The organism is Leucobacter insecticola (genome assembly GCF_011382965.1).
GTDB lineage: Bacteria > Actinomycetota > Actinomycetes > Actinomycetales > Microbacteriaceae > Leucobacter > Leucobacter insecticola.
This window is the reverse complement of record NZ_CP049934.1, coordinates 2,599,078-2,625,101: the sequence shown is the minus strand read 5'-3', so window position 1 is coordinate 2,625,101 and position 26,024 is coordinate 2,599,078. Positions and strand designations below refer to the sequence as shown.

The following is a 26,024-nucleotide window of genomic DNA, read 5'->3' as shown; positions in this document are numbered from 1 at the left end:
CATTTCAGCCGGCACAGGGCTTCACCCGTTTGTGGGCTACGGGGTTGCGCCGCCGTGCGCAACCCACACTGCGCGCAGTACTGCGACGGTGTCGTCGAGGCTCAAGCCCTCATGTTGAGCAGACTCGGTGAGGGCGCGCGCCTGGGCGACCGTGGTGCCAGCCGCCCGCGATGCGCCGGGCGCGACGCGCGTGCCGGCGGCCGTGCGGGTGACGACGAGGCCTTCCTGCTCGAGGGCACGGTACGCCTTCGCGGCCGTGCCCTGGGCGACGCCGAAGTCGCGCGCTGTCTGCCGCACGGTTGGCAGGCGTTCGCCGTCACCGAGCTGCCCGGAGCGGATCGCCCCACGAAACAGTTCGGTGATGTCGTCGGCGGTGGGAGCTTGAACAATCTCGGGGCTCATAGGGATGCCCCGCCCGGCTGTGCCGCGGGCGTCTCAGCCGGTCCAGTTTTTGTGCTGGCGCGTGAGGCCCAGGCCACGCGTGCCGTGTCGAACACGACCCGAAGCATGAGCGCTGCCCCAACGCCCTGCACAACATAGCCGCCCAGGTGCATCGGAGCGGCGATATCGCTATACCCGGTGCCGACGGAGAACCGTCCGGGGCCGGCTTGATCGCCATTTTCTTCGAAGACGGCGATAGACCTATCTCCCATAAACCCGACGTGAGCCCAGACCGCACCGAGGGTGAGGAGCAGTCCCGCAAGAATAATGAACGTGATCAAGCGCGCTGTCGCTGTACGCTCTTCCTTTACATCGCTTGCTGTGGCCCGGGCGAACATCGGGCGGTTCGCGTCAGCGCTGAGGGTGAGGATCAGCGTGACCGCCGCCCCGCAAGTATCAGCAGTGTCGCCAAGTGGTTCGGCCAACCGGCGCCCCAGATATACCCCATGTCACCCTGCATTCGCATGAAACTGGGGAGTCCGTCGTTCTCTGGACCGACGCCGTACCGGTTCGCTCCCTCGGGCATGCTGACGCCGATGGCAGTGTGCCACGCGGTCGTGAGTAGCAGTAGTGCAGCGATGCCGATACTGACCCACAGCGGGGTGCGGGGTGTGAATACCCACCAGCGACGCCGGGGTGAGATCGCGCGTTCGCCGGGCGCTGGGAGCGGTGAGCTTCGCAGCGCGAGTGCGGAAACGGCGACGACGAGCGCTGCGGCGAAGAGCGGGGCGGGACGCTGCCACCAACCGCCCGTGCGCGTGAATGAGTCGGTCATTGAGAGCCACTCTGCCGCCGTTGCAACAGCCAGCACGAAGAGTGGCCCGGCGATCCCTATGCCGGCCAAGGCTGAGTGCCGCGCCCGTGTCGGCAGCGTTACGATCGGACGCCAGCGAAGCAGTGAAATCGCGAAAATGACCACGCCGAGGGTGAGCGCGATCTCCACGGGGAACACCGTGAGTATTCTGCGGAGAAAGGAAACGGTGAGTTGGAGTATGTCCATGTTGGTGCCTTTCGCGAGCGGGAGCAGGCCCATTCGAATAGTTGTGTCAAAAGGGTAACACAACTTGTGTTGATGTGGTGGTACAAGATCTTGTGGGGTTCGGCGCTGCTCTTGGCACATGAAAGAATGGCCTGCATGGCAAACCCCGTACACCCGCCGCGCGGCATGCGCGATTTCCTGCCCGCTGACAAAGCACGCCGTGAGCACGCCCTCAGCGTGATCCGCGGCGTCTACCGTGCGCACGGCTTCGACGAAATTGAGACTCCGGTGGTCGAGGACTACGCTCGGCTTCACGCGGGACTCGGGGGAGACAACGAGAAGCTGTCGTTCTCGATCCTGAAGCGCGGGATCCGGCCCGAGGCGCTCGCCGCAGCAGCCGAGGCAGGCAACGCGGAGCAGCTCGCCGACCTGGGTCTGCGCTTCGACCTCACGGTGCCGCTCACCAGGTTTTACGCGAGCCACCGGGCTGAGCTGCCCCGGTGTTCCGTGCCATCCAGATCGCACCGGTGTGGCGGGCCGAGCGCCCCCAAAAGGGCCGCTACCGCCAGTTCGTGCAGGCCGATATCGACATCATCGGTGAGCCGGGGCTGCTCGCCGAGATCGAACTCGTCACCGCCACCTCGCAGGCGCTCGCTGAGCTCGGACTCAAGGGCTGCGTGATCCGCGTCAACGACCGCCGCATTCTGTTCGGGCTGCTGGATCACTGCGGTTTCGCACCAGAAACCCACGATAGCGCGCTGATCACGATCGACAAGCTCGACAAGATCGGTGCCGCGGGCGTGGTCGAAGAGCTGCGCGGGATCGACGCGTCTGCGGCCGAGAGGATGGGAGGCGTGCTCGCCGCCGTTGAGCCTGCGCTCGCCGGAACCGAAGCGGGCACGGGTGGGATCCCGCTCACGCGTGAGGCCATTGAGTCAGTGCTGCCCGCGGGCGCGGCGAGCGAGGGCGTTGACAACCTGGCCGCCCTGGGGTCCGCGCTCGAGGGCGGACTGCCGGAGGGGGTCACGGTTCGTTTTGACCCGACGCTGGTGCGTGGCATGGGCTACTACACCGGAACCATCTTTGAGGTTGCGCACCCGGGTTCTGGCAGCTCGGTCGGCGGCGGTGGCCGCTACGACGGCATGGTCGGGCGGTTCCTCGGCCAGGACGTGCCGGCGGTCGGTTTCTCAATCGGCTTCGAACGGGTCGTGGATCTTGTTGAGCTGCCTGCAGGATCGGGTCCCGAGGCCGTTGTGCTCGTCGCAGACGCGGAAGCCTCATTCGAAGATCTCCTCGCCCTCAAGCGGGATCTCGTCGCTCGCGGGCATCGCGTGCGCCTCGAAAAGCGGCAGAAGAACATGAAAACGCTGCTCGCCAGGGTCGCCGCCGAAGGCTTCACGAGCTTTGCTGCGGTGCGCGCTGGGGTGCGCAGTGCGGATGAGCTGGAGTTTCGCGCGCTCGCTGAATAGCCCTGGCCGTTCTGCGATTCCTGTGCACGCAGGATGACGGATTCGAAACCATTGACGTAGCCACAGCAAGGTGGCAGCATTCCCTCATGAAAACAGACATTTTCGTCAATGTGACGACCACCGACCTTGAACGCTCGAAGGCGTTCTATTCGGCGCTCGGCTGCGAGATAAATCCCCTGTTCACGGACGACAACGCGGCCTGCATCGTGTGGAACGAGCACATCTATTTCATGGTCCTCACGCACGAACACTTCACCGGTTTTATTGACAAGCCGCTCGCGGATCCGCGCACGGCAACCCAAGTGATCCTGGCGCTTTCCCGTGAATCTCGTGGCGAGGTCGATTCCATCCTCGTCGATGGACTTGCTGCGGGCGGGCGTGAACCCCGCGAGGCGACTGATTACGGCTTCATGTACTCGCGCACGCTTGAGGATCCCGACGGTAATATCCTTGAGTTTCTCTACATGGATCCCGTGGCCTCCGACGAAGGACCGACTGCCTGGGAGTCCTAGCCACTCAGGGCGACTGCGTGCCCGCTAAACTAGCGGAGTGGTGCGGCGGATCGCCGTGCCGTTTGGTAACGCAGGCACAAGCTTTAGGAGCGCATGGTGGCATTTATCGACGCGGTGATCGCACGCGAGATTCTCGATTCACGCGGAAACCCGACCGTTGAGGTCGAGGTGGGGCTGAGCGACGAATCTGTGGGCCGGGCTGCAGTGCCATCGGGTGCCTCAACCGGCGCGTTCGAGGCCTACGAGCTGCGCGACGGAGACAAGGATCGCTACCTTGGCAAAGGCGTCACCAAGGCTGTCGACGCGGTGTTTGACGAGCTGGCGCCCGCGATCGAGGGCTTTGCCGCTGACGATCAGCGCATTATTGACCAGATCTTGCGTGACGTCGACGGCACCGACAACAAGCAGCGGGTCGGTGCGAACTCGATCCTTGGCGTGAGCCTCGCTGTCGCGCACGCAGCAGCAGCCTCGGCTGAGCTGCCGCTGTACCGCTACCTCGGTGGTCCCAACGCGTGCACGCTTCCCGTGCCGCTCATGAACATCATTAACGGCGGTGCGCACGCGGACACCGGCGTCGACATTCAGGAGTTTATGGCGGTGCCCTCGGTGCCGAGACTTTCTCCGAGGGACTGCGCTGGGGCGTTGAGGTGTACCACGCGCTCAAGGCGCTGCTCATCGAAAAGGGGCTTTCGACCGGGCTTGGTGATGAGGGCGGCTTCGCTCCGGATCTGCCGCACAACGCCGAGGCACTCGACCTCATCGTCGAGGCGATCAAGCGTGCCGGCCTCGAGCCGGGCCGAGATGTCGCCGTCGCGCTCGACGTCGCTTCGTCCGAGTTCTACGCAGACGGCGTCTACACCTTCGAAGGCGAAAAGCGCACCGCCGAACAAATGACCGCCTACTACGAGGATCTGCTGAACCGCTATCCGCTCGTGTCCATCGAGGATCCGCTGGACGAGGATGACTGGGCCGGCTGGAAGCACCTCACCGATCGCCTGGGCAGCCGCGTGCAGCTCGTCGGTGACGACCTCTTTGTCACCAACCCGACGCGTTTGGCTGACGGCATCGAAAAGGGCGTCGCGAACTCGATCCTGGTCAAGGTCAACCAGATCGGTACCCTCACCGAGACCTTCGACGCCGTGCAGCTCGCGCAGCGCTCCGGCTACACCGCCGTCATGTCGCATCGCTCCGGCGAAACTGAGGATGTGACGATCGCCGACCTCGCCGTCGCAACCGACTGCGGCCAGATCAAAACGGGTGCCCCCGCGCGCTCCGATCGTGTCGCAAAGTACAACCAGTTGCTGCGGATCGAAGAAGAGCTCGGTGGGGCCGCGAAGTACGCGGGCCGCGCCGCATTCCCGCGATTCACCGCATAACACGCTGCACCACCGCACAACGACGGCACAACAACACGAGCACAACGACACGGTGAACTGATGAAGCGCTTGACTGACGATATCGCGGAATGGGCCTCGAGTCTCCGCTTTAGCGGCTTTACCGTGCTCGTTGTTGTGCTGGTGCTTGCCGGGGCCGTGATCGTGAGTCCTAGCCTCTCCACCTTTGTGCAACAGCAACGCGAGATCTCTGAACTGCGTGAGAGCGTGCGGCTAAGCCAGCAGGCCGTTGACAGCATCGATGAGGAGCGCGCGAAGTGGAAGGATCCCGTCTACGTGCGCGCCCAGGCTCGGGACCGTCTCTTTTATGTGCTGCCCGGTGAGACACAGGTGAGTGTGATCGACGACGTTCTCCTGCCGGCAGAATCCAAGGAAGAGACTAACGCCGAGCTATCGCGGATTCAGAGTAACTGGGCCAGGGGCCTCGCAGTGTCTTTCCTGAACGCGGGCACCACCGATGCGGCACCCGAAGAACTTGCGGGGGATGATCCCGCACCTGACAATACCCCGAACACGGAGGAGCCCAGCGAATGAGCCGGCCACCATACACGACGCCCACCGCCGCGGATATTGAGGCCGTGAGCGAGCAACTAGGTCGCGAAGCGCGGGGCGTCGTGGGGATCGCGGCCAGGGCAGTCGACGGGAGCCCCGCAGTTGTTGCGACCGCTCCCCGTCTGCCTGACGGATCCCCGTTTCCGACCTTTTACTACCTGTGTCACCCAGAAATTGTGGCGGCGGCTTCCCGGCTTGAGGCTGCAGGGGTCATGAACGAGTTCAATGAGTTGCTTGCTGCTGACGAAGAAGTTCGGGCTCAATACGCGCGAGCTCACGAGCAGTACATCGCGGATCGTGACTCGGTGGGCGAAGTACCGGAAGTTGCTGGGGTCAGTGCTGGCGGCATGCCGAGCCGCGTGAAATGTCTTCACGCGCTGATGGGCCACGCTCTCGCTGTCGGCCCAGGAGTTAACCCCATCGGTGATCTTGCGCTTGAACGCAGTGGTTTGGGGCCTTCGGGAGCGTAACTGGCGGTATTTTTTCGAGATTCTCGCAGAATCGTCGCTTTTTCTTGTTGCAACCGAGGAAAGCACGTTTCTTGTCGCATTTTCGGTCTAGAATAGGAGGATGGGCGGCTTTCGCCCAGTTTTTCTGTGCCCACGCGGGGCATAGTTTCCGATCCTGCTCTATACGCAACAAGGAGATCGCTTCGTGGCGAAGAAGATTCTGATCGTTGGCGGCGGCTACGCCGGCTTCTATACCGCATGGAAGCTCGAAAAGCTGCTTCGCTCCGGCGAAGCTGAGGTGACGATCGTTGATCCGTTGCCCTACATGGCGTACTTGCCATTCCTTCCCGAGGTCGCTGCGGGCTCAATCGAGCCGCGTCACGCGGTGGTTGCGCGCCGCCGCCACCTCAAGAAGACCGCGAATATCGCGGGTAAGGTCACTGGCATCTCACACGCCACCAAGACAGCGACGATCACGCCCAATGTGGGCGAGGCATACGAGTTTGAGTACGACCAGATCGTGGTCACCACGGGATCCGTGTCGCGCACCTTCCCCATCGCCGGCATTGCCGACAACGCGATCGGCATGAAGACCATCGAAGAGGCCGTCGCCGTGCGTGATCGTATGGTCGGCAACTTCGAGCGTGCGGCGTCGCTGCCCGCGGGATCAGCCGAGCGTGCGCGCTTGCTGACAGTGACGGTCGTCGGCGGCGGATTCGCCGGTATCGAGACGATCTCCGAGCTGCGTTCCTTCGCGACCACGCTGCTGCGCCGCTACCCCGAGATCAGCTTCGACGAGACCAAGTTCCACCTCGTTGAGGCGATGGGGCGGATCATGCCCGAGGTCGCGCAAGAAACCGCGAACTGGGTGGTCAAGGATCAGACCCGTCGTGGAGTGGATATCCACCTCGACACCCAGCTCTCCTCAGCCGTTGACGGCAAGATCGAACTCTCCACCGGCGAGAGCTACGAATCTGACCTCATCGTGTGGACCGCCGGTGTGATGCCCCGCCCGTTCCTGCGCGGCACCGACCTGCCGATCGGCCCTCGCGGTCACGTCGTTGCAAGCCCGAACCTCCGCATCACTACTGAAGATGGCGAAGAACTCGAGGGCGCCTGGACCGCGGGCGACACCTCACAGGTACCCGACATCTCGCCGACCCCCGGACCCGGAGGGTTCTGCGTGCCGAACGCTCAGCACGCCGTGCGTCAGGGCCGCCTGCTCGCGAAGAACATCGTCGCTGATCTGCGCGGCGAAGGCGCACGCGACTACAACCACAAGAACCAGGGCGCCGTTGCTGGTCTCGGCCTTAACACTGGCGTGTTCCAGTCCGGCAAGTTTGCAATGCGCGGCTACCTGGCGTGGCTTGCGCACCGCTTCTATCACGGTCTTGCGATCCCGACGTGGGAGCGCAAGTGGCGCGTGTTTGGCGGCTGGATGAGCCACTTCTTCCTCGCTCGTGACATCGTGAACATCGAGGCCGTTCAGGAGCCTCGCGCGATCTTCGAGGAGTTCGCGAGCCGACCGAAGGCCTAGACCTTACGCTTCGAGCGACAGAAACCCCGCGTCTTGCGCTTGCAGGATCGCGGGGTTTCTGCGTTTCAGGATCCCCGCCCTCGACGAGAAAGCACTCCCTCGACGAGAAAGCACTCTACCGACGCACGGGGGATGGCTTCTCGTCGGGGTACTAGCTTCTCGTCGGCGTGGCCCTAGTCTGCGGCAGTGGCCGCAGGTCCCTCGGCGGAGAAAAGCTGATTCGCTTTTCTCTCTAAACCGAGGGAGCATGCCGCGACAGAAACTCGTACATGTCGGCATCATCGACGCCGGGAAAGGTGCCAGTGGGGAGGGGCGTGAGTACGTGGGCGTGCATGCGTGCGCTTGGCCAGGCCTTACCTTCCCAACGCGAGAGTAACTCCGGCCGAGGCGTGCGACAGCAGCTGTCATCGGGGCACGTCGACACCGCCCTAAGGGTGGTGTCGCGCCCACGGAACCAGCGCGCGTCATCAAAGCCAACCCCACACGCAATCGCGAACGGACCCTGCTCCGCATCACCTGTTTGCACGCTCGTCCAGAACGTACCGGCCGGAGTATCGGTGTACTGATAGAACTCGCTCGTGCGGTTCGTGCGATTGAACGCGGCTCGGCCACCCCATTTGTGACACAGCATCTCGCCCTCGATCGAACCCACCTCGTCCGAGGGAAAAGGAAGGCCATCGTTTTCGTAGCCGCGGACCAGGGATCCTGCGCCATCCGTGCGATAGTGGTGCACTCGCAGATCAAGGTGGTGCGTCGCGAGGTTTGAGAAGCGGTGAGCGGCAGCCTCGTGCGTGACACCAAAAGCATCGCGCAGATCCTCGATCGCGAGATTTCGATTTCGTTTGGCCTGCTGCAAAAACTCGACCGCTCGCGCCTCCGGCAACAGGCAAGCCGCGGCGAAATAATTGATCTGGAGACGCTGTTCGAGAAATTCTGCATAACTTGACGGCTCGGAATGGCCGAGCACCCGGTGGGCCATGGCCTGCAGCGCGAGTGAGCGCAGCCCGTGCCCGCCCGGAATAGACGCGGGAGGCAGATAGATTCGGCCGTTCTCAAGGTCGGTGATGCTTCGCGTGTTCGAGGGCAGATCATCGACAAAGATCAGCGTGAAACCAAGCAGTTCGGCCAGCATTGCGACGGCGCGGTGGGTGACCGCTCCCGTGGTGTGGCCGATCCGGCGCATCAGATCCGAGGCGACCAGTTCGATTTCGGGAAGGTAGTTGTCACGCTCCTGCATCTGCAGGCGCATTTTTGTGTTGATCCGGCGGGCTTCCTCAGACGTGGTGGCTGCCGCCCGGGATCGCCGCGCTAGCTCGCGGTGTAGCCCAACAAGGGCTTCGAGAGTATCGTCGCCGAGGGTCCGCGGCGTGCGCACGTGGGGGAGGCCGAGACTGAGGTATCCGGGCGCTGACTGCGCGCGTTCGAGCTCGATCTCCAGGGCGCTACGCTGATCCGGAGCCTCGTGTTTCAAAAGCTCCGTTGGGTCAATGTTCAACTCGCGCGCAACCGCCTGGAGCAGGGTGAGCTTGGGTTCGCGCTTGCCGTTCTCAACCAGGGAGAGCTGGCTCGCCACCACTCCGACTCGTTCGCCAAGTTGGTCCAGGGTGAGGCCGGCGCGTGTGCGGAAGTGCCGCAATCGCTTGCCGAGGAGCAGCCGGTCTACTTCCGCGTCGCTGATGGAGGGGGTTGCTTCAGGAGCCATAATTTGACTATATGGCAAAAACCTTAAAACTTTACAAGCCAATCGGTCAATGGTGGGGTGTCCGAGTGTTCAGAATGGATATGACACCGATTCTTACCACTCAAGGTTTACAGCCGAGGAGATCGTCATGGGCAACAGCCAGGTCATCGAGATTGCGGATCTCGTCGAAGCCGAAGCAAACACCAGCAACCACGAAGTGCTGAAGTGGGTGACCGAGGTCGCCGAACTTACGCAGCCCGACGCTGTGGTGTGGTGCGACGGATCGCAGGACGAATGGAACCGCATCACCGGCGAGATGGTCGAAGCGGGCACGCTGATCCCGCTCAATAAGGACCTCCGTCCCGGGAGCTTCCTCGCGCGATCCCACCCTGCCGATGTTGCGCGTGTGGAAGATCGCACCTTCATCTGCTCCGAGAAGGAAGAAGACGCCGGCCCCACCAACAACTGGGTTGCCCCGGACAAAATGAAGGCCGAACTGATGCCGCTGTTTGCTGGCTCAATGCGCGGACGCACCATGTACGTGGTGCCGTTCTCGATGGGACCCGTTGGCGGCGCAATCACGCAGCTCGGGATCGAAATCACTGACTCACCCTATGCCGTGCTCAACATGCGGATCATGACCCGCATGGGGCAGACCGCACTCGATGGCATCACCCCCGGCAGTGAGTGGGTGCGCACCGTCCACTCGAGCGGTGCCCCGCTTGAGCCCGGCGAGGAAGACGTCGCTTGGCCCTGCAACGACACCAAGTACATCACCCACTTTCCTGAGACCCTTGAAGTGTGGTCGTACGGATCCGGCTACGGCGGCAACGCGCTGCTCTCGAAGAAGTGCTTTGCTCTTCGCATCGCGAGCGTGATGGGCAAGAACGAGGGCTGGCTCGCAGAGCACATGCTGCTCCTGAAACTCACCAACACCGAGACGGGCAAGGCCTACCACCTCTCGGCGGCGTTCCCGTCAGCGTGCGGCAAGACGAATCTCGCGATGCTGCAGCCGACCATTCCCGGCTGGAAGGTCGAGACCATCGGCGACGACATTGCCTGGCTGCGCCCGGGATCCGACGGCCGCCTGTACGCCATCAACCCCGAGGCAGGATTCTTCGGCGTCGCCCCGGCACCGGCGAGACGACGAACCCCGTCGCGATGGAGACGCTGTGGGGCAACACCATCTTCACGAACGTCGCGCTCACCGACGACGGAGACGTGTGGTGGGAGGGCAAGACCGAAAGCGTTCCCTCGCACCTCATCGACTGGCAGGGCGAAGACTGGACCCCCGAATCTGGTCGGGTTGCCGCGCACCCGAACTCACGATTCACCGTGCCGATCCAGCAGACCCCCACGCTTGCACAAGACTGGTACCAGCAGGACGGGGTGCCGCTCGACGCGATCCTGTTCGGCGGTCGCCGCGCCACCAACGTGCCGCTCGTCGCGCAGTCACTCTCGTGGGATCATGGCGTGTTTGTAGGCGCCACCATCTCTTCCGAGAAGACCGCCGCACAGGAGGGCACCGTTGGTGAACTTCGCCGCGATCCCTTCGCGATGCTGCCTTTCTGCGGCTACAACATGGCCGACTACTGGGGTCACTGGCTTGAGATGGGCGAGATCCTCGGCGACAAGGCACCCAAGATCTTCCAGGTCAACTGGTTCCGCAAGGGCGCCGATGGTCGTTTCCTGTGGCCAGGATTCGGCGAGAACTCGCGTGTGATCGACTGGATCATCCGCAGCGTCGAGGGCGATGTGAGCGGTCGCGAGACCGCGATCGGGACCGTCCCCGCCGCCGGTGAACTCAACCTTGATGGCATTGAGGTGCCCGAGGCCGACCTGGAGGAGCTGTTCTCAGTTCACGCAGATTCTTGGCTTGCCGAAGCCGATCTGACCGCGGAGTACTTCGCGCAGTTTGGTGACCGGCTCCCCGCAGCGCTCAGCGAGCAGCTTGCTGGTTTGCGGAGCCGTCTCAGCGCGTAACCTTCCGAAATTTGCCGCTTCTGGCGTATCAGGAGCGTGCCTCCCAGAGCCGTAGGCCCCGTCATTCTGCCCAACGACGGGGCCTACTCTGTGTTCGCTGTGTCACCGCGGGCGCTGGAATTCTGACAGAATCAATACGGCCCCCCATAGCCCAACCGGCAGAGGCAACCGACTTAAAATCGGTCCAGTCTGGGTTCGAATCCCAGTGGGGGGACTTCGTCCCGCCACCCGTCGATCGTCACGAGAAACCAGTAATCCGACGAGAAGCCATCCTGTCGGCGCACGGAGGACGGCTTCTCGTCGAGATAGTGCTTTCTCGACGCGATCGCCGCGACGCTGGCTTCTTTTCGGGGGCGATAGGCTACTCACGTGGTCTTTGCCAAAGTCGTGTTGATCGTTGCGCTCCTTGTTGCGATCGGGTTCGGGGCGCTCATGCGTGCGCGGGCTTGGTTGCGGCGTCGGGCTGAAGCCAAGACCGCGTGGGAGGCTGAAGCGGAGCGAAACCAAGAGCTCGCGCCGATAGGTGCGCCGTAGCGAGGATGTGTGTGGCAGAAATCTGGCAAGGCGGAGGAGGGGGGCTTCACTGGCGGTGAAGACTCCGACGACAACGCAGCCAGATTTCTGCCACAGACACCGCAGTAGGTGTGACCTATCGGCGCGACCTCTAAGCCACGCGTCACCGCCGAGCAACGACCCTGGCGGGATCGCGAGCACGTTTTGGGGGCGTGACAAATGTTGGTTTTGGGTTCAATACCCAGGCGATTCCTGGGAGCGGCCGATAGGATGCAGGTATGTCTGGTGGATTAATTGCCGTGTTGATCGTGGCTGCTGTCGTAGTCTTGCTGATCGGCTATGTCTGGGTCACGTACAACTCTCTGGTAACGCTGCGCGTCCGGGTCGACGAGGCCTGGAGCGATATCACGGTTCAGTTGAAGCGGAGGGCCGATCTGATCCCCTCCCTCGTTGAAACGGTGAAGGGATACGCGGCCCACGAGAAGGGTGTTTTTGAAGCGGTCACCCAGGCGCGTGCTGAAACGGTTTCTGCGCAGGGCCCAGCTGAGGCATCTGCTGCTGAGAACCACATGCAGCAGGCGCTCAAGAGTATCTTCGCGGTAGCAGAGGCCTACCCGCAGCTGCAGGCCAGCCAGAACTTCCTCCAGTTGCAGGGTGAACTGGTTGACACCGAGAACAAGATCCAGGCCTCCCGCCGCTTCTATAACGGCGGCGTGCGCGAGTTCAACACCAAGATCCAGGTCTTCCCGAACACTATCTTCGTGCGGGGAATGGGCTTCACAGAGCGCGAATTCTTCGAGGTCGAGGATGTCGCCGCGATCTCGGAGCCGCCGCGTATCCAGTTCTAGCGAGGTAGCTCGTGTACAGCGCGATACGTCGCAACAAGGTCAACAGCGTCCTCATTATTCTGCTGTTCATCGTGATCGTTGGTGGGCTCGGCTGGCTCGCCGCCTACATCTATCGTTCACCCGGGATCGTGATCGCGGTCGTAGTGATCTCGATCGGCTACGCGGCGATCCAATATTTTGCCGCCGGCAAACAGGCGATCTCGATGAGCGGCGCCCAGCGCATTAGCGAAGCAGACAACCCCCGCCTGTATCGCATCGTCGAGAACCTGTCGATCACTACGGGTACGCCGATGCCCGAGGTGTACATCGTCAATGATCCCGCCCCAAACGCGTTTGCGACTGGACGCGATCCTGCGCACGCGATGGTGGCTGCGACAACCGGCCTGCTCGACATCATGACCGACTCCGAGCTGGAGGGCGTCATGGCGCACGAGCTTGGCCACGTGCGCAACTACGACATCCGTGTCTCGATGATCGTGTACGGGCTTGTCGTGGCGATCGGCATGATCGCTGACGTCATGATGCGCATCGCCTTTTTCGGGCGTAGCAACAACAACAGCAATCCTGTTGTGCTCGTCTTTGGTCTCGTCGCCATGATCGTTGCCCCGCTGATAGCGACGATCGTGCAGCTCGCCGTCTCCCGGCAGCGCGAGTACCTGGCCGACGCGACAGGGGCGTTAACGACGCGCCACCCCGAGGCGCTCGCGAGCGCGCTGCACAAACTCTCGGAGTACGGCCGCCCGCTGCAGAAGCAGAGCTCCAGCATGGCGCACCTGTGGATCGCGGATCCGCTCAAGCCCGGCATGATGCAGAAGTTGTTTGCGACTCACCCGCCGATCCCGGATCGCATTCGCCGCCTACTCGATATGGGCGGGAAGTTTTAGCGGCAACGCCTGCGCACACAATGGTCGGTTGCGATGCGTGAGATGCTCGTCTGACGCGGGCGTAAAGTGGAGGGGTAGCCGAGGAGGTCGACACGCCACCAATGTCAAACATGTTCCGCTCCCTATCGATTCGTAACTACCGAATTTGGTTTCTAGGGGCGCTTGTTTCAAACGTTGGTGCGTGGATGCAGGCAACCACGCAGAACTGGGTGGTCTTGACCGAACTCACGTCCAATAACGCCTCGGCGGTCGGGGTGACGATGGCGCTTCAGTTCGGGCCGCAGCTGCTCCTCGTGCCATTCAGCGGCGCGATCGCGGACAAGTTTGAGCGGCGAAAGGTGCTGCTCGTGACACAATCGCTCCTGATGCTGCTTGCTGCCGGGCTCGGGACCCTGCTTTTTACCGGTGGCGCGGAGCTGTGGCACCTCTACTCCTTCGCTTTGGGGCTCGGGATCGTGAACGCGTTCGATACGACGGCCCGGCAAGCGTTCGTGTCAGATCTGGTGGGGCGGGCAGAGCTGTCGAACGCTGTTGCACTGAATTCGGCCTCGTTTAACTCCGCGCGCCTGGTGGGACCTGCGGTGGCTGGTGCGTTGATCGCGGCAGTCGGTTCGGGCTGGGTGTTCCTCATCAATGCGGTGTCGTTTCTTGGGGTGCTCGGCGCGCTCCTGATGATCCGTACGACCCGGCGGGTGGTCGAGGCTGAGGGGAAACGCGAGTCGCAACTCAGGCAGCTCTCTGCGGGGCTGCGTTATGTGCGGGGCAGGCACGATCTCGTGGTGGTGTTCACGATTGTGTTCATGCTCGGCACCTTTAGCATGAACTTCCCGGTGATGTCTTCGACGATGGCCGTCGAATTTGGGCGAGGAGCTAGCGACTACGGCTTGCTCTCGTCGATCCTCGCTATCGGATCCCTTACGGGCGCGCTGCTCGTGGCACGGAGGTCGGCGGCACGGATGCGGGTGGTGATTTTGGCGTCGGGGGGCATCGCCTTGGTGAGTGTCATCGCCGCATTGATGCCGAGCTTCTGGACCTTCGCTTTCATGCTCATCTTTCTTGGCTTTTCAATTTCTACCCTGCTGACGACGGCGAACGGCTTCGTGCAGACCACGACTAAGCCTGAGTTGCGCGGTAGGGTACTCGCCCTATATATTGCCGTTCTGATGGGAGGGACACCTCTCGGTGCACCTCTCGTTGGTTGGGCGGCGGATGCACTCGGGGCCCGCTCAACGCTGTACATTAGTGCGATCTCCTCTGGCCTCGCCTTCGGTATTGGCATCACGTGGTTGGTGGTGGCGCGACAGCTGCGTTTTCACCGCGGAGTCGGGTGGCGAATCGCCGTCACCCACGCTGGGCGGCCCGGTGTTGGCGACCGGGGCGACCAGATCGAGACGCTCACGGCACCTCTCGAGGTTCTCCGACGGGATGAGCCGGCGGTGTTGCCTGGCGAATCTGCGCCGCAGGATGTGGCTGTTGCGGACGCGGCGACGGGCGCGATCAACCTCGACGGCATCGAGATTCAGGATCCGGAATCCGGTGATTCAGCTGGCGAGGATGACACGCCTGGAAACGGTGTTGGCGGCATTGGCTGATAACCGCACGGGACACTAGGCTGGGGTATGACCATGCGGGAAGACCCGCAAGCCTTTGAAAATGGAGCCAAGATAACTGGTGAGTGACTACCTCGCAGCACAGACCCGTACCGAAACGGACTCGATTGGCAGCCTGGAGATACCGGCAGCAGCCTACTGGGGAGTGCACACTGCCCGTGCACACGAAAACTTCCCCATCGCGCGTCGTCCCATTTCGGTGTATCCCGATTTTATTCGTGCCTTCGCCTGCGTGAAGCAGGCCGCTGCCCGCGCGAACCTTGAGATTGGAGCGCTCGATGAGCAGCGCGCCGTGCTGATTGATCGCGCGTGCGAAGAAATCAAGACCGGCATGCTGCACGATCAGTTTGTCGTGGGAGTGGTGCAGGGCGGCGCCGGTACCTCGACCAATATGAATGCGAACGAGGTCATCACGAACCGTGCGCTCGAGTTGGCTGGCCACGCCAAGGGCGACTACTCGTTCATCAACCCGAACGATCACACGAACCATAGCCAGTCGACCAACGACACCTACCCGACCGCGATCAAGATCGCTCTGGCGTTTTCGCTTGAGAGCCTGCTCGAAGAATTGAAGCTCCTCTCCGAGTCGTTCGCGTCGAAGGGCCGCGAATTCTCGCACATCGTCAAGGTTGGCCGCACTCAGTTGCAGGACGCCGTACCGATGACCCTGGGGCAAGAGTTCAACGCATTCGCGGTGACCCTGCGGGAAGACATTGAGCGCCTGCAGGAAGCCGTCAGCTTGCTGCGTGAGGTCAATATGGGTGCGACCGCGATCGGCACCGGCATCAACGCGCCAAAGGGATACAAAGAGGCGGTCATCAAGCACCTCCGCGAGATCACCGAGCTTGAGCTGGTGACCGCGGGCGACCTCGTGGAGTCGACGAGCGATACCGGCGTCTTCATCACCTTCTCCGGGGCGCTCAAGCGCAGCGCGCTGAAGCTGTCGAAGATCTCGAACGACCTGCGCCTGCTTTCCTCGGGTCCGCAGGCCGGTCTTGGTGAGATCAATCTTCCCGCTCGCCAGGCCGGATCCTCCATTATGCCGGGCAAGGTAAATCCGGTGATTCCTGAGGCCGTATCGCAGGTCGCCTACGCCGTCGCCGGCGCCGACGTCACCGTGTCGATGGCGGTTGAGGCCGGCCAGCTTCAGCTGAACGCATTCGAGCCGATTATCGCGCACTCGATCTTCCAGTCAATCACCTGGCTGGAGCGTGCGTGCCAGACGCTCCGAGTGAACTGCGTCGACGGGATCACGGCAAACGAGGATCGTCTCGAAGACATCGTCTCGCGCTCGGTGACCGTGATCACGGCCCTCGCGCCCGTCATCGGATACTCGGAAGCGGCCAAGCTTGCGAAAGAGGCGCTCGCCACGAACGCCAAGATCTCCGAGCTGGTCGTGTCTCGCGGGTTGCTCGGCGAGGACGAACTCGCGGACATCTTGCAGCCGATGAAGCTTGCAGGGCTTGCGCCCGAGACCGGTGCGATCGATGTCATCCTGGGCGATGCTGAAAAGGCAGCGGCCGAGGAGAAGTAGTTCCGGACAGACTAAGAACCGAGGCCGTGAAGCAACCCTTCACGGCCTCGGTTCTTTCGTGTGTGCGGTCGCGTCTCGTTACCCCTGCACGCAGTGCGAAGTGAGGGATCCGATGCCCTCAATCGTGACGGTGACCTCGGTGCCGGGGTTGAGATACAGCGGGGGTTTGCGGGAGCGCCCTGCGCCGCCCGGGGAGCCCGTTGAGATGACCGTTCCCGGAAGCAACGTCAGCGATTGCGAGATCGAGGAGATGAGCTCCGCGACCGAACGGATCATGAAGCTCGTTGAGGAATCCTGCACACGGAGCCCGTCAACATCGGTGGTCAGGTGCAGGTTCTGCGGATCCGGAATCTGATCGGCCGTGACCACCGTGGGGCCCACGGGAGTGAAGCCGTCAAACGACTTGCAGCGAGACCACTGCGGCTCTTGGAACTGGATGTTGCGCGCGGTGATGTCGTTGATGACGGTGTAACCAAACACGTGCGAGAGGGCGTCTTCGGGGGCGACGTCCTTCGCTGCAGTGCCAATGATGACGCCAAGTTCTCCCTCGTAGTCGACTTCTTCGCTGAGGTGGGTGGGGATCCGCACCTCGGCTTCGTGTGCGCCGAGAGAGTTGGGGAAGAGTGAAAATAGTACGGGGCCGGAATCGTTGTCGAGGCTCAACTCGCTCGCGTGCTCGTCGTAGTTGAGACCCACCGCAAGCACGATCGGCGGGGAGATGACGGCGGGCGCGAAGCGTGTGCCGGCGAGCGGCGTGCCCGCGTCTTCGGGGAGCTTAGCGAGTTCCAAGCGCACGTGATCCTGCGCTGCGGGGCCAGCTTCGATGAATTGTTGAAGCGTGTGCGCAACCACACCGAGCTCGCTCACAGGGACATAGCGTTCCCCTCGCACAGCCACGAGCTCGGGGGCGGAACCGGGGGAACTGATCACATGTGCAAATCTCACCTCACCAGGGTATCGGAACCCGAGAGTTTCCTCTGAGTGAACTCGGAGGGTGATTCGCCGAGAAATCCGGGAGAATGGTGGGCATGAGTGAAACAGCGAAGACGAAGCCCGAAATCGATGCCCCCGAGGGGCCCGCACCCGCTGAACTCCAGATCGTAGATCTGGTGGAGGGAACCGGCGAGGAGGCGCTTGCGAGTTCCACTGTCGATGTTCACTACCTCGGCGTCGAGTACGACTCCGGTGAAGAGTTTGACTCCTCGTGGAGCCGCGGCGAGTCCATCAACTTCCCGCTGCGCTCCCTTATCCAGGGCTGGCAGATCGGGATCCCCGGCATGAAAGTTGGTGGCCGACGGAAGCTCGTTGTGCCGGCAGCGCAGGCTTACGGCACCTCCGGTGGACATCCGCTCTCCGGCAAGACACTGATCTTTGTGATTGATCTGCTCGGTGTGAGCTAGATTCTTCCTGCGATCAAGCCTCCCGAGTGTTCGTCGCTCGGGAGGCTTTTTGCTGCCCGAGGCGCGTAGCACGCTCTCGTAATGTTAGGGTTTTTCTTGTCCAGGAAACACCCAGACTGAAGGATCGGAGAACCCTGTGGCCGAGGCGAGCCAGAAGGAAGCAGTAGCAGGGGGAGCGGTCGACCGTTTCTTCCAGATCACAGAACGCGGATCAACGTTTGGAACGGAGATCCGCGGCGGCCTCGTCACCTTCGTGACCATGGCCTACATCGTCATCTTGAACCCGATCATCTTGTCGGGAAAGCCGGACGTTGCGGGCAATATCCTCGATTTCGGTCAGGTGAGCGCTGTCACGGCTCTTGCCGCCGGTGTCATGACGATTCTTTTTGGTCTCATCTCTCGCCTGCCCTTCGCGTTCGCCGCAGGTTTGGGGATCAACGCGTTTCTGGCTTTCTCCGTCGTGCAGGAGGTGACCTGGCCCGAAGCGATGGCGATCGTCATCATCAATGGTCTCCTCATCGTGCTGCTCGCGGCCACCGGCCTGCGCCGGATGATTTTCGATGCCGTCCCGGTGCAGTTGAAGCTTGCCATCACCGTCGGTATTGGCTTCTTCATCGCCTTTATTGGCTTCGTAAATTCGGGCTTCGTTGATGCGACCGGGCAGTCCTCACCGCCAGTTGGCTTGGGGCCGGCCGGTGTCGGCTTTATTGGAACGGTTCCGACACTTATCTTCGTCGTTACCCTGGTACTCACGGGCATTCTGGTCGCGAAGAAGGTGAAGGGCGGGATCCTGATTGGCCTCGTCAGCGGCACCGTCATCGCGGTCATTGTTGAGGCAATCTGGAAAATCGGTCCAAAGTTTGGTGCTGACGGCGCGGTGAATCCCGGCGGTTGGAGCCTCACGGAACCCGTGCTGGGCGGTAATCCCTTTGCCGTTCCGGATCTCGGCCTGATCGGCGCTGTCAGTTTTGATTTTGGCAAGGTCGGCCTTGTCACCGTCATCATGCTCGTTTTCACCCTGCTCTTCACGAACTTTTTCGACGCGATGGGCACCATGACCGGGCTCTCGCGCGAAGCAGGGCTCGCCGACGAGAAAGGCAACTTCCCCCGGATCAAGTCCGCCCTTGTCGTTGAGGGTGTCGGTGCCGTCGTCGGTGGCGGAACATCTTCCTCCTCGACCACAGTGTTTATCGAGTCAGGCGCCGGGATCGGCGAGGGCGCCCGCACCGGCCTCGCAAACGTGGTCACCGGGCTCGTGTTTTTGCTCGCGATGTTCTTCACCCCGCTGACCGAGGTCGTGCCGACAGAGGTTGCGGCCGCGGCCCTGGTCATCGTCGGGGCCATGATGATGTCGCAGATCTCGAACATTGATCTCGGCGATTTCCGGGTACTCCTGCCGGTGTTCCTCACCGCGGCCGTGATGCCTCTCAGCTACTCGATCGCCAACGGCATCGGCGCGGGTTTCGTGTCGTGGGTGCTGGTCCACGCGTTCACGGGGAAGGCGAAGCAGGTGCACTGGCTGCTGTGGATCGTGTCCGTCGGCTTCGTGATCTTCTTTGCGCGCGGGCCGATCGAGACGCTGCTCGGCGTGTAGCTACGCATGTGAGAAGGGGGTTGCGCCGAACGGCGTAGCCCCCTTCTACTTTCTCCGCTCACAAGGGCAGTTTTTGGCGCGCGCACGGGGAGTTATCCACAGATTTGGAACTGACGCATTTCCCTGAGATGGCCCTGGCATTGTGTAGTGGAGTCAGTCACAATGGGAGGCATGGTTACAATGAACGAACCACAAATCTGGACCCTTATTGGGATCTTCGGCGTTGCGATAACCGGCGTCATCACGGTTATCTCACAAATGTTCATGCGGAGCATGAAATCGCAGTTTGGCGCTGTGGACGCGAAATTTGATGCAATGGGCGCGCGGATCGGGGCACAGTTCGAGATTGTTGCCTCCGGGATGCAGCTGATGAACGCGAAATTCGACGGTGTGAGTGAGCGAATCGATGGTCTCAAAGACGAGATGGTGCTGAGGTTCGAGCAGGTCGATCGAAGGTTCGAGGAGGTAGACCGTCGCTTTGAGCAGGTGGATCGGAGGTTTGAAGAGGTCGATCGGAGGTTCGAACAGGTGGATCAGCGTTTTGAACAGATGGACGTGCGGTTCAACCGTCTAGAGACGCAAGTCAACAATCTTGAAGGTGATGTGCAGGCGATCGCACGGAAAGCGTTTCCTGAGTAGCGAATCTACGGCGCAGGACACGAGTCATGCTTCCCGCCATGCGCCCGCTGGTCAAGTAAGTGTTCCAACACGGGAGCAATCACGGCGAGCCCGTCTCGGACCCCACCCGGTGAACCGGGCAGCGTCACCACAAACGTATTCCCCGCAAAACCCGCAACGCCGCGGGTGAGGATCGCGGCCGGGGTGCTCGCAGCTCCCAGACGACGAACTGCCTCGATGATCCCGGGAAGCTGAATATCAAGGAGCGGCGAAAGTTGCTCCGGGGTCTGATCGCTTGGCGAGACCCCGGTACCGCCCGTAACGATGATGATGCGCGGCTCTGCGGCGAGCGCGGTGCGCGCGGCTGCACCGACAGCATCGCCGTCCGCAACGACCACGGGAGGGGCGGTCGTGAAGCCCCTGGCCGTGAGCCACTCCCGGATCACAGGCCCGGTGCGATCCGCTGCCAGGCCCGCAGCGGCGCTGGTCGACGCGACGATGACGACGGCGTCCTCACTCATTCGAGGGACCAATCGCCGCTCTTCCCGCCCGACTTCGCAAGCACCCGGATATCGGTGATTGAAGCGTGTTTGTCGACGGCCTTGATCATGTCGTACAGCGTCAGGGCCGCGACGCTGGCCGCCGTGAGTGCCTCCATCTCCACCCCGGTCACGCCGCGCGTTGTGACGGTCGCAATGATCCGGACCCGGTCTGCGTGCGGCTCGAAATCGATCGCTAGTTTTGTGAGCGGCAGCGGATGGCACAGCGGAATCAACTCGGAGGTGCGTTTCGCCGCCATAATGCCGGCGATGCGGGCGGTCCCCAGCGCTTCACCCTTCGGCAGTTCACCCGCCACCAATAGCTCTACAACATCCGCGCGAGTGAGCAGTGTCGCTTCGGCGCGTGCGGTGCGCTTGGTGACGGCCTTCTCGGTGACGTCGACCATATGCGCGCTGCCGTCACCGCGCAAATGGGTGAGTTGTTGCGCCGAGCGAGCGGGGGTGTCAGTCATTGATTCTCCAGACTTCAAGCGGGGTGTTCTCGGGGAAGGCGTCGCGACCGGGCGGCAAATGCGCCAGCACATCTGCGGCGGCCAGTTCGCTCAGCAGGTGGGATCCAGGGGCGCTCAGCCGCACTCGCCCGTCGGACTCGATGCGCCCACGCCGCAGCTGATGCTTGTCGCGCGGGGACTGTGCGTCGTGGGCGAGGCGACGTTCCTCGCGGGGGCGCTCGGCCTGCGCGCCGGCATACGCTCTGAGTAGGGGCAGCAGGAAACACTCTGCCGAGATGAGCGCACTCACCGGGTTTCCTGGAAAGCACACGACCGGGATCCGCCCTGACGCGAGTGTGAGCGTTCCGAGTCCTTGCGGGCCTCCCGGCTGCATCGCGACCGACACGAACTCGGCGCCGAGGGGCGCCAAGGCCTCACGCACAACCTCAAAGGCGCCCGCGCTGATCCCGCCCGAGGTCAGCACGAGGTCGTAGCCGGGGGCGGCCACGGTGATCGCGCGCTGCAAGGCTTCGGCCTCGTCCTGGCAGCGCAGCGTGCCAACTTCCGCCTCCGCCTCGCGGAGGGCGGCGGCGAGCATCGGTGTGTTCGCGTCGTGGATCAGACCAGCGGTGAGGGGCTTGGACGCATCGCCCACACGAGCACCGCTCAATTCATCTCCGGTCGAGCACAGAAGTATGCGAAGCCGCGGCTGCACGGCAACCTCAGAGATCCCCGCCGCCGCGAGCGCACCGATGCGTGCTGGGGTGAGTCTGGTCCCTGCGGGCAGGATCGGGGTGCCTGCCGGGGCGTCTTCGCCGCACTGTCGCACGAACTGGCCTTTTGGCGCGGGCGCCGCAAAGCAGACGGTGCCGTTGGGGGGTGACTCGCCTCGCCTGCTGAGGCGTGGAAAGCGCGGCGGGATCGACTGTTCGACGGGAATGACGGTGTCGGCTCCGTGCGGGATCGGCGCCCCGGTCATGATGGGAGATGCAGTGCCCGGCTGATGCTGCAGTGGCGCATCGCCGGCGGCAGTGGTGAATCCGAGGGGGAGTGACACCGGCCGGCTCGAGCTTGCGTCAGCCAAATCCGCAGCACACACCGCGTAGCCGTCCATCTGCGAGTTGTCGAAGGGTGGGAGCGGAATCGCGGTGAGGATTTCGTGTGAGGTGACACGCCCGAGCGCGCCCGCAGCAGCCAGGGCAATCAGTTCAGGATCTGCCGCCCCGCGCGCGGCGAGGACGGGAGTAAGGAGCGACGCCACCGCTTCCTGATGCTCCCCGAGGGAGCGCCGAATCGTGCTCATCCGCCCGCAAACGGGGGGAGTACATCGACAACGGTGCCCCGCACCTCACCGCCGCTGGGCTGAATAGCGCCGTCGCGCCGCACCACACCGTCGACGAGGAAAGATCCGGAACGCAGTACCTTGCGCATGGGCTCGCCGTACTGCGCAGCGAGGGTGTCTCGCAGCGCCTCGAGGGTGCTCGCGGAAGACACATCGAAGTGTTCCTCGTCACGGCCCGCGGCCTCGGCGGCGGCGGCGAAATAACGAACAGTGATCTGCGCCATACCGCAATGCTACCCGGTGTGTTGCGCGAAGCTCTGGGCCGGAGGTCGTGAATAATCACGGCCGTGACCTACCCCGTGAGGATCTAGACTGGCCGCATGGATGCCGTGCAGACCGATCGCCCCGGGCCGCTCGTTTCTCCGCTGCCCGAGTTGAGTGAGGCACAGCGTGCGCGTGCGCAACGCCAGGTATTGCTCCCCGGGTTCGGGGAAGAATCGCAGCGACGTCTCGCGTCCGCGCGCGTGCTCGTGGTGGGTGCTGGCGGGCTCGGGAGTGCGAGCGTGCCCTACCTCGCCGGCGCGGGTGTCGGCACGATCGGGATCGTCGATGATGACCGCGTGGAACTCTCAAATCTGCACCGGCAGGTCGCCCATTCCACCGGTGACATCGGACGAAAGAAGGTGGATTCGCTGGCGGATACGGTGCATGCGCTTGATCCGGGAATCCGTGTTGAGTTGCACAGCTTTCGACTCACCGCCGGGAACGCGCTTGACCTCTTTCGCGGCTACGATGTCATCGTCGATGGCAGTGACAACTTTCCCACCCGCTACCTGGTGGCAGACGCCGCCGAGATCCTCGGGCTGCCGCTCGTGTGGGGGTCGATCCTGCAGTATCACGGTCAGGTGGGGGTGTCGTGGCGGCCGAAGTATCCCGGGTATCGGGATCTCTTCCCGGCGCCTCCCGCCCCGAGGACGTCGTCGACTGCGGCACCGGGGAGTGCTGCCCGGACTCTGCGGCACGATCGGTTCGCTGCTCGCGACCGAAACGCTGAAGCTCATCACCGGGATCGGAGATCCGCTGCTCGGGCGGGTGCTGATCTATGATTCGCTCCGCGCGGGCACCCGCGAGCTTCGCTTCTCCGGTGATCCTGCGGCCCAGCCGGTGACGGAACTGATCGATTATGAGTTGTTTTGTGCCGGACCGGATCCTGAGCCGCCCGCCGTCGCCGCGGAAGAACTTGCCGCGATCCTCAGCGCTGAAGCGCCTCCGGTGTTGCTCGACGTGCGGACCGTTGCGGAGCGCGAACAGCTGCGGATCAGAGGCTCCCTGGCTGTGCCGATCGACGAGCTTGAGGCCGGAGCTGCCGCAGTCCTTGGCCCAGTGATTGTCTACTGCGAACGTGATCCGCGCTCGATCCGGGCCGCGAAACTGCTGATCGCACGCGGCAATACTGATGTTCAGTTTTTGCGAGGCGGGGTGCGTGGTCTCGCGGATCTTGCCCCCGAACTTCTTGAAGGAAGTGCCAGGTGACCGAGATGCACGCCTACGTTACCGATGAGACGATCGACGAAGCCGCCGTGCGCGCGGCCGTCGACGCCCCCGATTGCGGCGCGACGGTGGTGTTTTACGGCGTGATCCGCAACCATGACGGCGGCGAAGACGTGCGCGCGCTCGACTACAGCGCGCATCCCGAAGCGGAGCGGTTCTTGCGCGAGCTCGTTGCCGAAGAACAAGCGGCCACTGGGCTGCGGTTCGCAGCGGTGCACCGCGTCGGGTCACTCAAGATTGGCGATGCTGCGCTCGTTGCCGCAGTCGCAGCCGCGCATCGCGGCGAGGCGTTTGCGGCGATCGAGCGTCTGGTTGAGCGGATCAAACACGAGGTCCCGATCTGGAAGCGGCAACATTTCGCCTCGGGCTCCTCTGAATGGGTGGGGCTCGACCGCTAAGGCGCGATGAGTGCGCCCTGCCATCCGTGGTGGGGGTGTCTGGGGGCCGGTGGACTTCCGCTCACAGGCACCTCTTTTTCCGATTCCGGGGCAACATATCCACAGATTGCGTTTGTGCCCGGCGGTCGGCGCCCTTCCCTGGCATTCTGTTTTGAAACAGGTCACAATGGGAGGGTGCTCACCATGAATGAACCGCAAGTCTGGACCCTGATCGGGGTGTTCGCTGCGACGATGATCGGATTGCTTACGATCATCACTCAGATGTTCATGCGCACCTTGAATGCGAAGTTTGACGGGGTGACCGCGCAGTTCGGGACCATGAATGCTAAGTTTGACGCCGTGAACGAGCGCATTGATGGGCTCAAAAGCGAGATGGTGTTGCGTTTCGAACAGGTTGATCGTCGCTTTGAAGAGGTTGATCGCCGTTTTGAAGAAGTTGATCGTCGTTTTGAGAGACTCGAAAAACAAGTTGATGGCCTCGATGGAGACGTGCAGGCGATCTCAAGGAAGATGCTGCCGGAATAGGCAGGCGTGCCCTCAGGCGACCACCGAAAGCCCGGCCACCAATCCCAGGAAAAGCGCGATAGCTGCCGGTGCAAAGAAGACAATGCGCCAGAGCGGACTGCTGTTGGAGCCCGCACCCTGATTCACGATCGTGTTCGCCACGCTCAGCCGCCGATGTACGACATCTCGATGCGGCGGTGCGTGGGGGACTGGCTCGGCGGAACCTGCGCCCGGAGTTCTGAGTAGCGATCGTCGCGCGCGCTCCAGACACCGGTGAGCGCTGCCGCGAGCTCGTCGTCACTCGCACCCCCGCGTAGCAGTGCGCGCAGGTCGGTGCCTTCGTTTGCGAAGAGGCAGGTGAAGAGCTTGCCCTCCACCGAGATGCGGGCGCGGGTGCAGGATCCGCAGAACGCCCCGGTGACACTCGAAATGACGCCGATCTCGCCCGCGCCGTCGGTGTAGCGCCACCGCTTCGCGGTTTCGCCCGGGTGGGTGGGGGTGAGGGGCTCAAGCGGGTGTACCTCACCGATTTGGCGCAGGATCTCCGCGGACGGCACCACATCGGCCATCTCCCAGCCGTTCGAGGATCCCACATCCATGTACTCGATGAAGCGCAGCGTGTGGCCTGTGCCGCGGAAGTGCTCCGCAAGAGCCAGCACTTCATCGTCATTGACGCCGCGCTTAATGACCGCGTTGATCTTGATCGGGCCGAGGTCCGCAGCCTCCGCTGCCGCGATGCCGTCGAGCACCCGCGCAAGCGGGAACTTCACGTCGTTGATCGCCTGGAAGCGATCCTCTCGCAGGGAATCGAGGGAGACCGTAACGCGCTGAAGGCCCGCCGCGCTCAGCGCCTCGGCTTTTACGGGAAGCGCTGAGCCGTTGGTCGTGAGGGCGAGGTCGACGCGCTTGCCGTCCGGGGTGCGCAGTGCTGCCAATTTGGCGACGAGATTCTCGATCCCGCGCCGCAGCAGCGGTTCACCGCCGGTCAGCCGGAGCTTACGGACGCCGAGGCTCACCGCGATGCGGGCGACACGTTCGATCTCTTCAAAAGTGAGGAGTTCGCTGCGCTCAAGGAACGGGTAATCGCGCCCAAACAGCTCTTTGGGCATGCAATAGACGCAGCGGAAATTGCAGCGGTCAGTCACCGAGATGCGGAGATCCCGCAGTTGACGCCCTCTCGCGTCGCGCAGCCCGGTCGAAGGAAGCTGTCGTGCTCCGTGCGGAGCCGCCATCGACGCCACTGTGCCTCCCAAGAAATCCGCTGCGCGTTTGCGCCTGCCCCACGACCATAACACCGAGC

27 protein-coding genes, 1 tRNA gene and 3 pseudogenes are annotated in these 26,024 nt (G+C 62.9%); 20 read left to right on the top strand and 11 right to left on the bottom strand.

Translation table 11 applies throughout. The features are described 5' to 3' along the window. Window positions 1-36 precede the first annotated feature (36 nt). The 3 genes from G7067_RS12305 to G7067_RS12295 all read right to left on the bottom strand — a co-directional run bounded on the left by G7067_RS12305 (window position 37) and on the right by G7067_RS12295 (window position 1,474). Window positions 37-402, bottom strand: coding sequence for a GntR family transcriptional regulator (locus tag G7067_RS12305; protein ID WP_166324856.1), 366 nt, complete (start codon window positions 400-402; stop codon window positions 37-39). Then, window positions 399-722 carry a hypothetical protein gene (locus G7067_RS12300; RefSeq protein WP_166324853.1) on the bottom strand — a complete coding sequence of 108 codons (324 nt, stop codon included), beginning with the start codon at window positions 720-722 and terminating at the stop codon, window positions 399-401. The genes G7067_RS12305 and G7067_RS12300 overlap by 4 nt, the downstream gene beginning before the upstream one ends. An 89-nt stretch (window positions 723-811) precedes the next feature. After that, window positions 812-1,474: a hypothetical protein gene (locus G7067_RS12295; protein ID WP_166324850.1), complete on the bottom strand. Its 663-nt coding sequence runs from the start codon at window positions 1,472-1,474 to the stop codon at window positions 812-814. Between the two features lie 102 nt (window positions 1,475-1,576). Between G7067_RS12295 and hisS the strand changes: the two are divergent. The 6 genes and pseudogenes from hisS (at window position 1,577) to G7067_RS12265 (ending at window position 7,333) form a co-directional block, all read left to right on the top strand. After that, window positions 1,577-2,889 (top strand): annotated as a pseudogene (gene hisS / locus G7067_RS12290) (histidine--tRNA ligase). A gap of 86 nt (window positions 2,890-2,975) precedes the next feature. Further along, window positions 2,976-3,401 carry a VOC family protein gene (locus tag G7067_RS12285; RefSeq protein WP_166324847.1) on the top strand — a complete coding sequence of 142 codons (426 nt, stop codon included), beginning with the start codon at window positions 2,976-2,978 and terminating at the stop codon, window positions 3,399-3,401. 96 nt (window positions 3,402-3,497) lie between these two features. Then, a pseudogene (gene eno / locus G7067_RS12280) lies at window positions 3,498-4,777 on the top strand (phosphopyruvate hydratase). A gap of 60 nt (window positions 4,778-4,837) precedes the next feature. Beyond that, window positions 4,838-5,329, top strand: a complete 492-nt coding sequence (locus G7067_RS12275; RefSeq protein WP_166324844.1) for an FtsB family cell division protein — start codon at window positions 4,838-4,840, stop codon at window positions 5,327-5,329. Continuing rightward, complete coding sequence (locus G7067_RS12270) at window positions 5,326-5,817, top strand: DUF501 domain-containing protein (RefSeq protein WP_166324841.1); 492 nt, start codon at window positions 5,326-5,328, stop codon at window positions 5,815-5,817. The genes G7067_RS12275 and G7067_RS12270 overlap by 4 nt, the downstream gene beginning before the upstream one ends. A gap of 184 nt (window positions 5,818-6,001) precedes the next feature. Further along, complete coding sequence (locus tag G7067_RS12265; protein WP_166324838.1) at window positions 6,002-7,333, top strand: NAD(P)/FAD-dependent oxidoreductase; 1,332 nt, start codon at window positions 6,002-6,004, stop codon at window positions 7,331-7,333. A gap of 232 nt (window positions 7,334-7,565) precedes the next feature. Here G7067_RS12265 and G7067_RS12260 read toward each other — a convergent pair whose 3' ends face one another. Beyond that, window positions 7,566-9,035, bottom strand: a complete 1,470-nt coding sequence (locus G7067_RS12260; RefSeq protein ID WP_166324835.1) for a helix-turn-helix domain-containing protein — start codon at window positions 9,033-9,035, stop codon at window positions 7,566-7,568. A gap of 49 nt (window positions 9,036-9,084) precedes the next feature. Here G7067_RS12260 and G7067_RS12255 point away from each other — a divergent pair. From G7067_RS12255 to G7067_RS12225, 7 genes and pseudogenes are all read left to right on the top strand, one after another. After that, a pseudogene (locus tag G7067_RS12255) lies at window positions 9,085-10,997 on the top strand (phosphoenolpyruvate carboxykinase (GTP)). 140 nt (window positions 10,998-11,137) lie between these two features. Continuing rightward, window positions 11,138-11,211: transfer RNA gene (locus G7067_RS12250), tRNA-Leu, on the top strand. A 155-nt stretch (window positions 11,212-11,366) separates the two neighbouring features. Next, window positions 11,367-11,531 carry a hypothetical protein gene (locus G7067_RS12245; RefSeq protein WP_166324832.1) on the top strand — a complete coding sequence of 55 codons (165 nt, stop codon included), beginning with the start codon at window positions 11,367-11,369 and terminating at the stop codon, window positions 11,529-11,531. Between the two features lie 257 nt (window positions 11,532-11,788). Further along, complete coding sequence (locus tag G7067_RS12240) at window positions 11,789-12,358, top strand: LemA family protein (RefSeq protein WP_166324829.1); 570 nt, start codon at window positions 11,789-11,791, stop codon at window positions 12,356-12,358. A gap of 11 nt (window positions 12,359-12,369) precedes the next feature. Then, complete coding sequence (locus tag G7067_RS12235; protein ID WP_166324826.1) at window positions 12,370-13,242, top strand: M48 family metalloprotease; 873 nt, start codon at window positions 12,370-12,372, stop codon at window positions 13,240-13,242. A 110-nt stretch (window positions 13,243-13,352) separates the two neighbouring features. Then, entirely contained in the window at window positions 13,353-14,834 is a 1,482-nt protein-coding gene (locus tag G7067_RS12230) for an MFS transporter (RefSeq protein WP_166324823.1), read from the top strand. Window positions 14,835-14,913: 79 nt separating this feature from the next. Next, entirely contained in the window at window positions 14,914-16,386 is a 1,473-nt protein-coding gene (locus G7067_RS12225; protein ID WP_166324820.1) for an aspartate ammonia-lyase, read from the top strand. Window positions 16,387-16,464: 78 nt separating this feature from the next. Here the strand turns inward: G7067_RS12225 and G7067_RS12220 are convergent, their stop codons facing one another. Then, window positions 16,465-17,331, bottom strand: a complete 867-nt coding sequence (locus G7067_RS12220; RefSeq protein ID WP_166324817.1) for a fumarylacetoacetate hydrolase family protein — start codon at window positions 17,329-17,331, stop codon at window positions 16,465-16,467. An 83-nt stretch (window positions 17,332-17,414) separates the two neighbouring features. Between G7067_RS12220 and G7067_RS12215 the strand changes: the two genes are divergently transcribed. The 3 genes from G7067_RS12215 to G7067_RS12205 all read left to right on the top strand — a co-directional run bounded on the left by G7067_RS12215 (window position 17,415) and on the right by G7067_RS12205 (window position 20,019). Then, window positions 17,415-17,786 (top strand): FKBP-type peptidyl-prolyl cis-trans isomerase, encoded by a 372-nt coding sequence (locus G7067_RS12215; RefSeq protein WP_166324814.1) that lies wholly within the window; start codon window positions 17,415-17,417, stop codon window positions 17,784-17,786. Window positions 17,787-17,922: 136 nt separating this feature from the next. After that, entirely contained in the window at window positions 17,923-19,380 is a 1,458-nt protein-coding gene (locus G7067_RS12210; protein WP_166324811.1) for an NCS2 family permease, read from the top strand. Between the two features lie 180 nt (window positions 19,381-19,560). After that, a complete protein-coding gene (locus tag G7067_RS12205; protein WP_166321101.1) occupies window positions 19,561-20,019 on the top strand; it encodes a hypothetical protein in 459 nt (152 codons plus the stop codon). Between the two features lie 5 nt (window positions 20,020-20,024). Here the strand turns inward: G7067_RS12205 and G7067_RS12200 are convergent, their stop codons facing one another. The 4 genes from G7067_RS12200 to G7067_RS12185 are packed head-to-tail and all read right to left on the bottom strand — an operon-like array spanning window position 20,025 to window position 22,555. Further along, window positions 20,025-20,519, bottom strand: coding sequence for a molybdopterin-binding protein (locus G7067_RS12200; protein WP_166324808.1), 495 nt, complete (start codon window positions 20,517-20,519; stop codon window positions 20,025-20,027). Beyond that, window positions 20,516-21,010: a cyclic pyranopterin monophosphate synthase MoaC gene (gene moaC / locus G7067_RS12195; protein WP_166324805.1), complete on the bottom strand. Its 495-nt coding sequence runs from the start codon at window positions 21,008-21,010 to the stop codon at window positions 20,516-20,518. The genes G7067_RS12200 and moaC overlap by 4 nt, the downstream gene beginning before the upstream one ends. Continuing rightward, window positions 21,003-22,292, bottom strand: a complete 1,290-nt coding sequence (locus G7067_RS12190) for a molybdopterin molybdotransferase MoeA (RefSeq protein ID WP_166324802.1) — start codon at window positions 22,290-22,292, stop codon at window positions 21,003-21,005. The genes moaC and G7067_RS12190 overlap by 8 nt, the downstream gene beginning before the upstream one ends. Further along, a complete protein-coding gene (locus tag G7067_RS12185; RefSeq protein WP_166324799.1) occupies window positions 22,289-22,555 on the bottom strand; it encodes a MoaD/ThiS family protein in 267 nt (88 codons plus the stop codon). The genes G7067_RS12190 and G7067_RS12185 overlap by 4 nt, the downstream gene beginning before the upstream one ends. Before the next feature lie 96 nt (window positions 22,556-22,651). Here G7067_RS12185 and G7067_RS15020 point away from each other — a divergent pair, with 96 nt between their 5' ends. The 4 genes from G7067_RS15020 (at window position 22,652) to G7067_RS12170 (ending at window position 24,745) form a co-directional block, all read left to right on the top strand. After that, a complete protein-coding gene (locus G7067_RS15020; protein WP_341872837.1) occupies window positions 22,652-23,377 on the top strand; it encodes a HesA/MoeB/ThiF family protein in 726 nt (241 codons plus the stop codon). Then, the gene (locus G7067_RS15015; RefSeq protein WP_341872836.1) at window positions 23,364-23,804 is read left to right on the top strand and encodes a rhodanese-like domain-containing protein; all 441 of its coding nucleotides are present in this window, start codon (window positions 23,364-23,366) and stop codon (window positions 23,802-23,804) included. The genes G7067_RS15020 and G7067_RS15015 overlap by 14 nt, the downstream gene beginning before the upstream one ends. Window positions 23,805-23,809: 5 nt before the next feature. Continuing rightward, window positions 23,810-24,220 (top strand): molybdenum cofactor biosynthesis protein MoaE, encoded by a 411-nt coding sequence (locus G7067_RS12175; protein ID WP_425280714.1) that lies wholly within the window; start codon window positions 23,810-23,812, stop codon window positions 24,218-24,220. A 183-nt stretch (window positions 24,221-24,403) separates the two neighbouring features. Further along, window positions 24,404-24,745: a hemagglutinin gene (locus G7067_RS12170; RefSeq protein ID WP_166324793.1), complete on the top strand. Its 342-nt coding sequence runs from the start codon at window positions 24,404-24,406 to the stop codon at window positions 24,743-24,745. 12 nt (window positions 24,746-24,757) lie between these two features. On the opposite strand, the gene G7067_RS14715 is transcribed toward G7067_RS12170, so the two are convergent. Both G7067_RS14715 and moaA read right to left on the bottom strand, forming a co-directional pair. Beyond that, window positions 24,758-24,886 carry a hypothetical protein gene (locus tag G7067_RS14715; RefSeq protein WP_280115718.1) on the bottom strand — a complete coding sequence of 43 codons (129 nt, stop codon included), beginning with the start codon at window positions 24,884-24,886 and terminating at the stop codon, window positions 24,758-24,760. Between the two features lie 2 nt (window positions 24,887-24,888). Next, window positions 24,889-25,956 (bottom strand): GTP 3',8-cyclase MoaA, encoded by a 1,068-nt coding sequence (gene moaA / locus G7067_RS12165; protein ID WP_166324790.1) that lies wholly within the window; start codon window positions 25,954-25,956, stop codon window positions 24,889-24,891. Window positions 25,957-26,024: the final 68 nt, after the last annotated feature.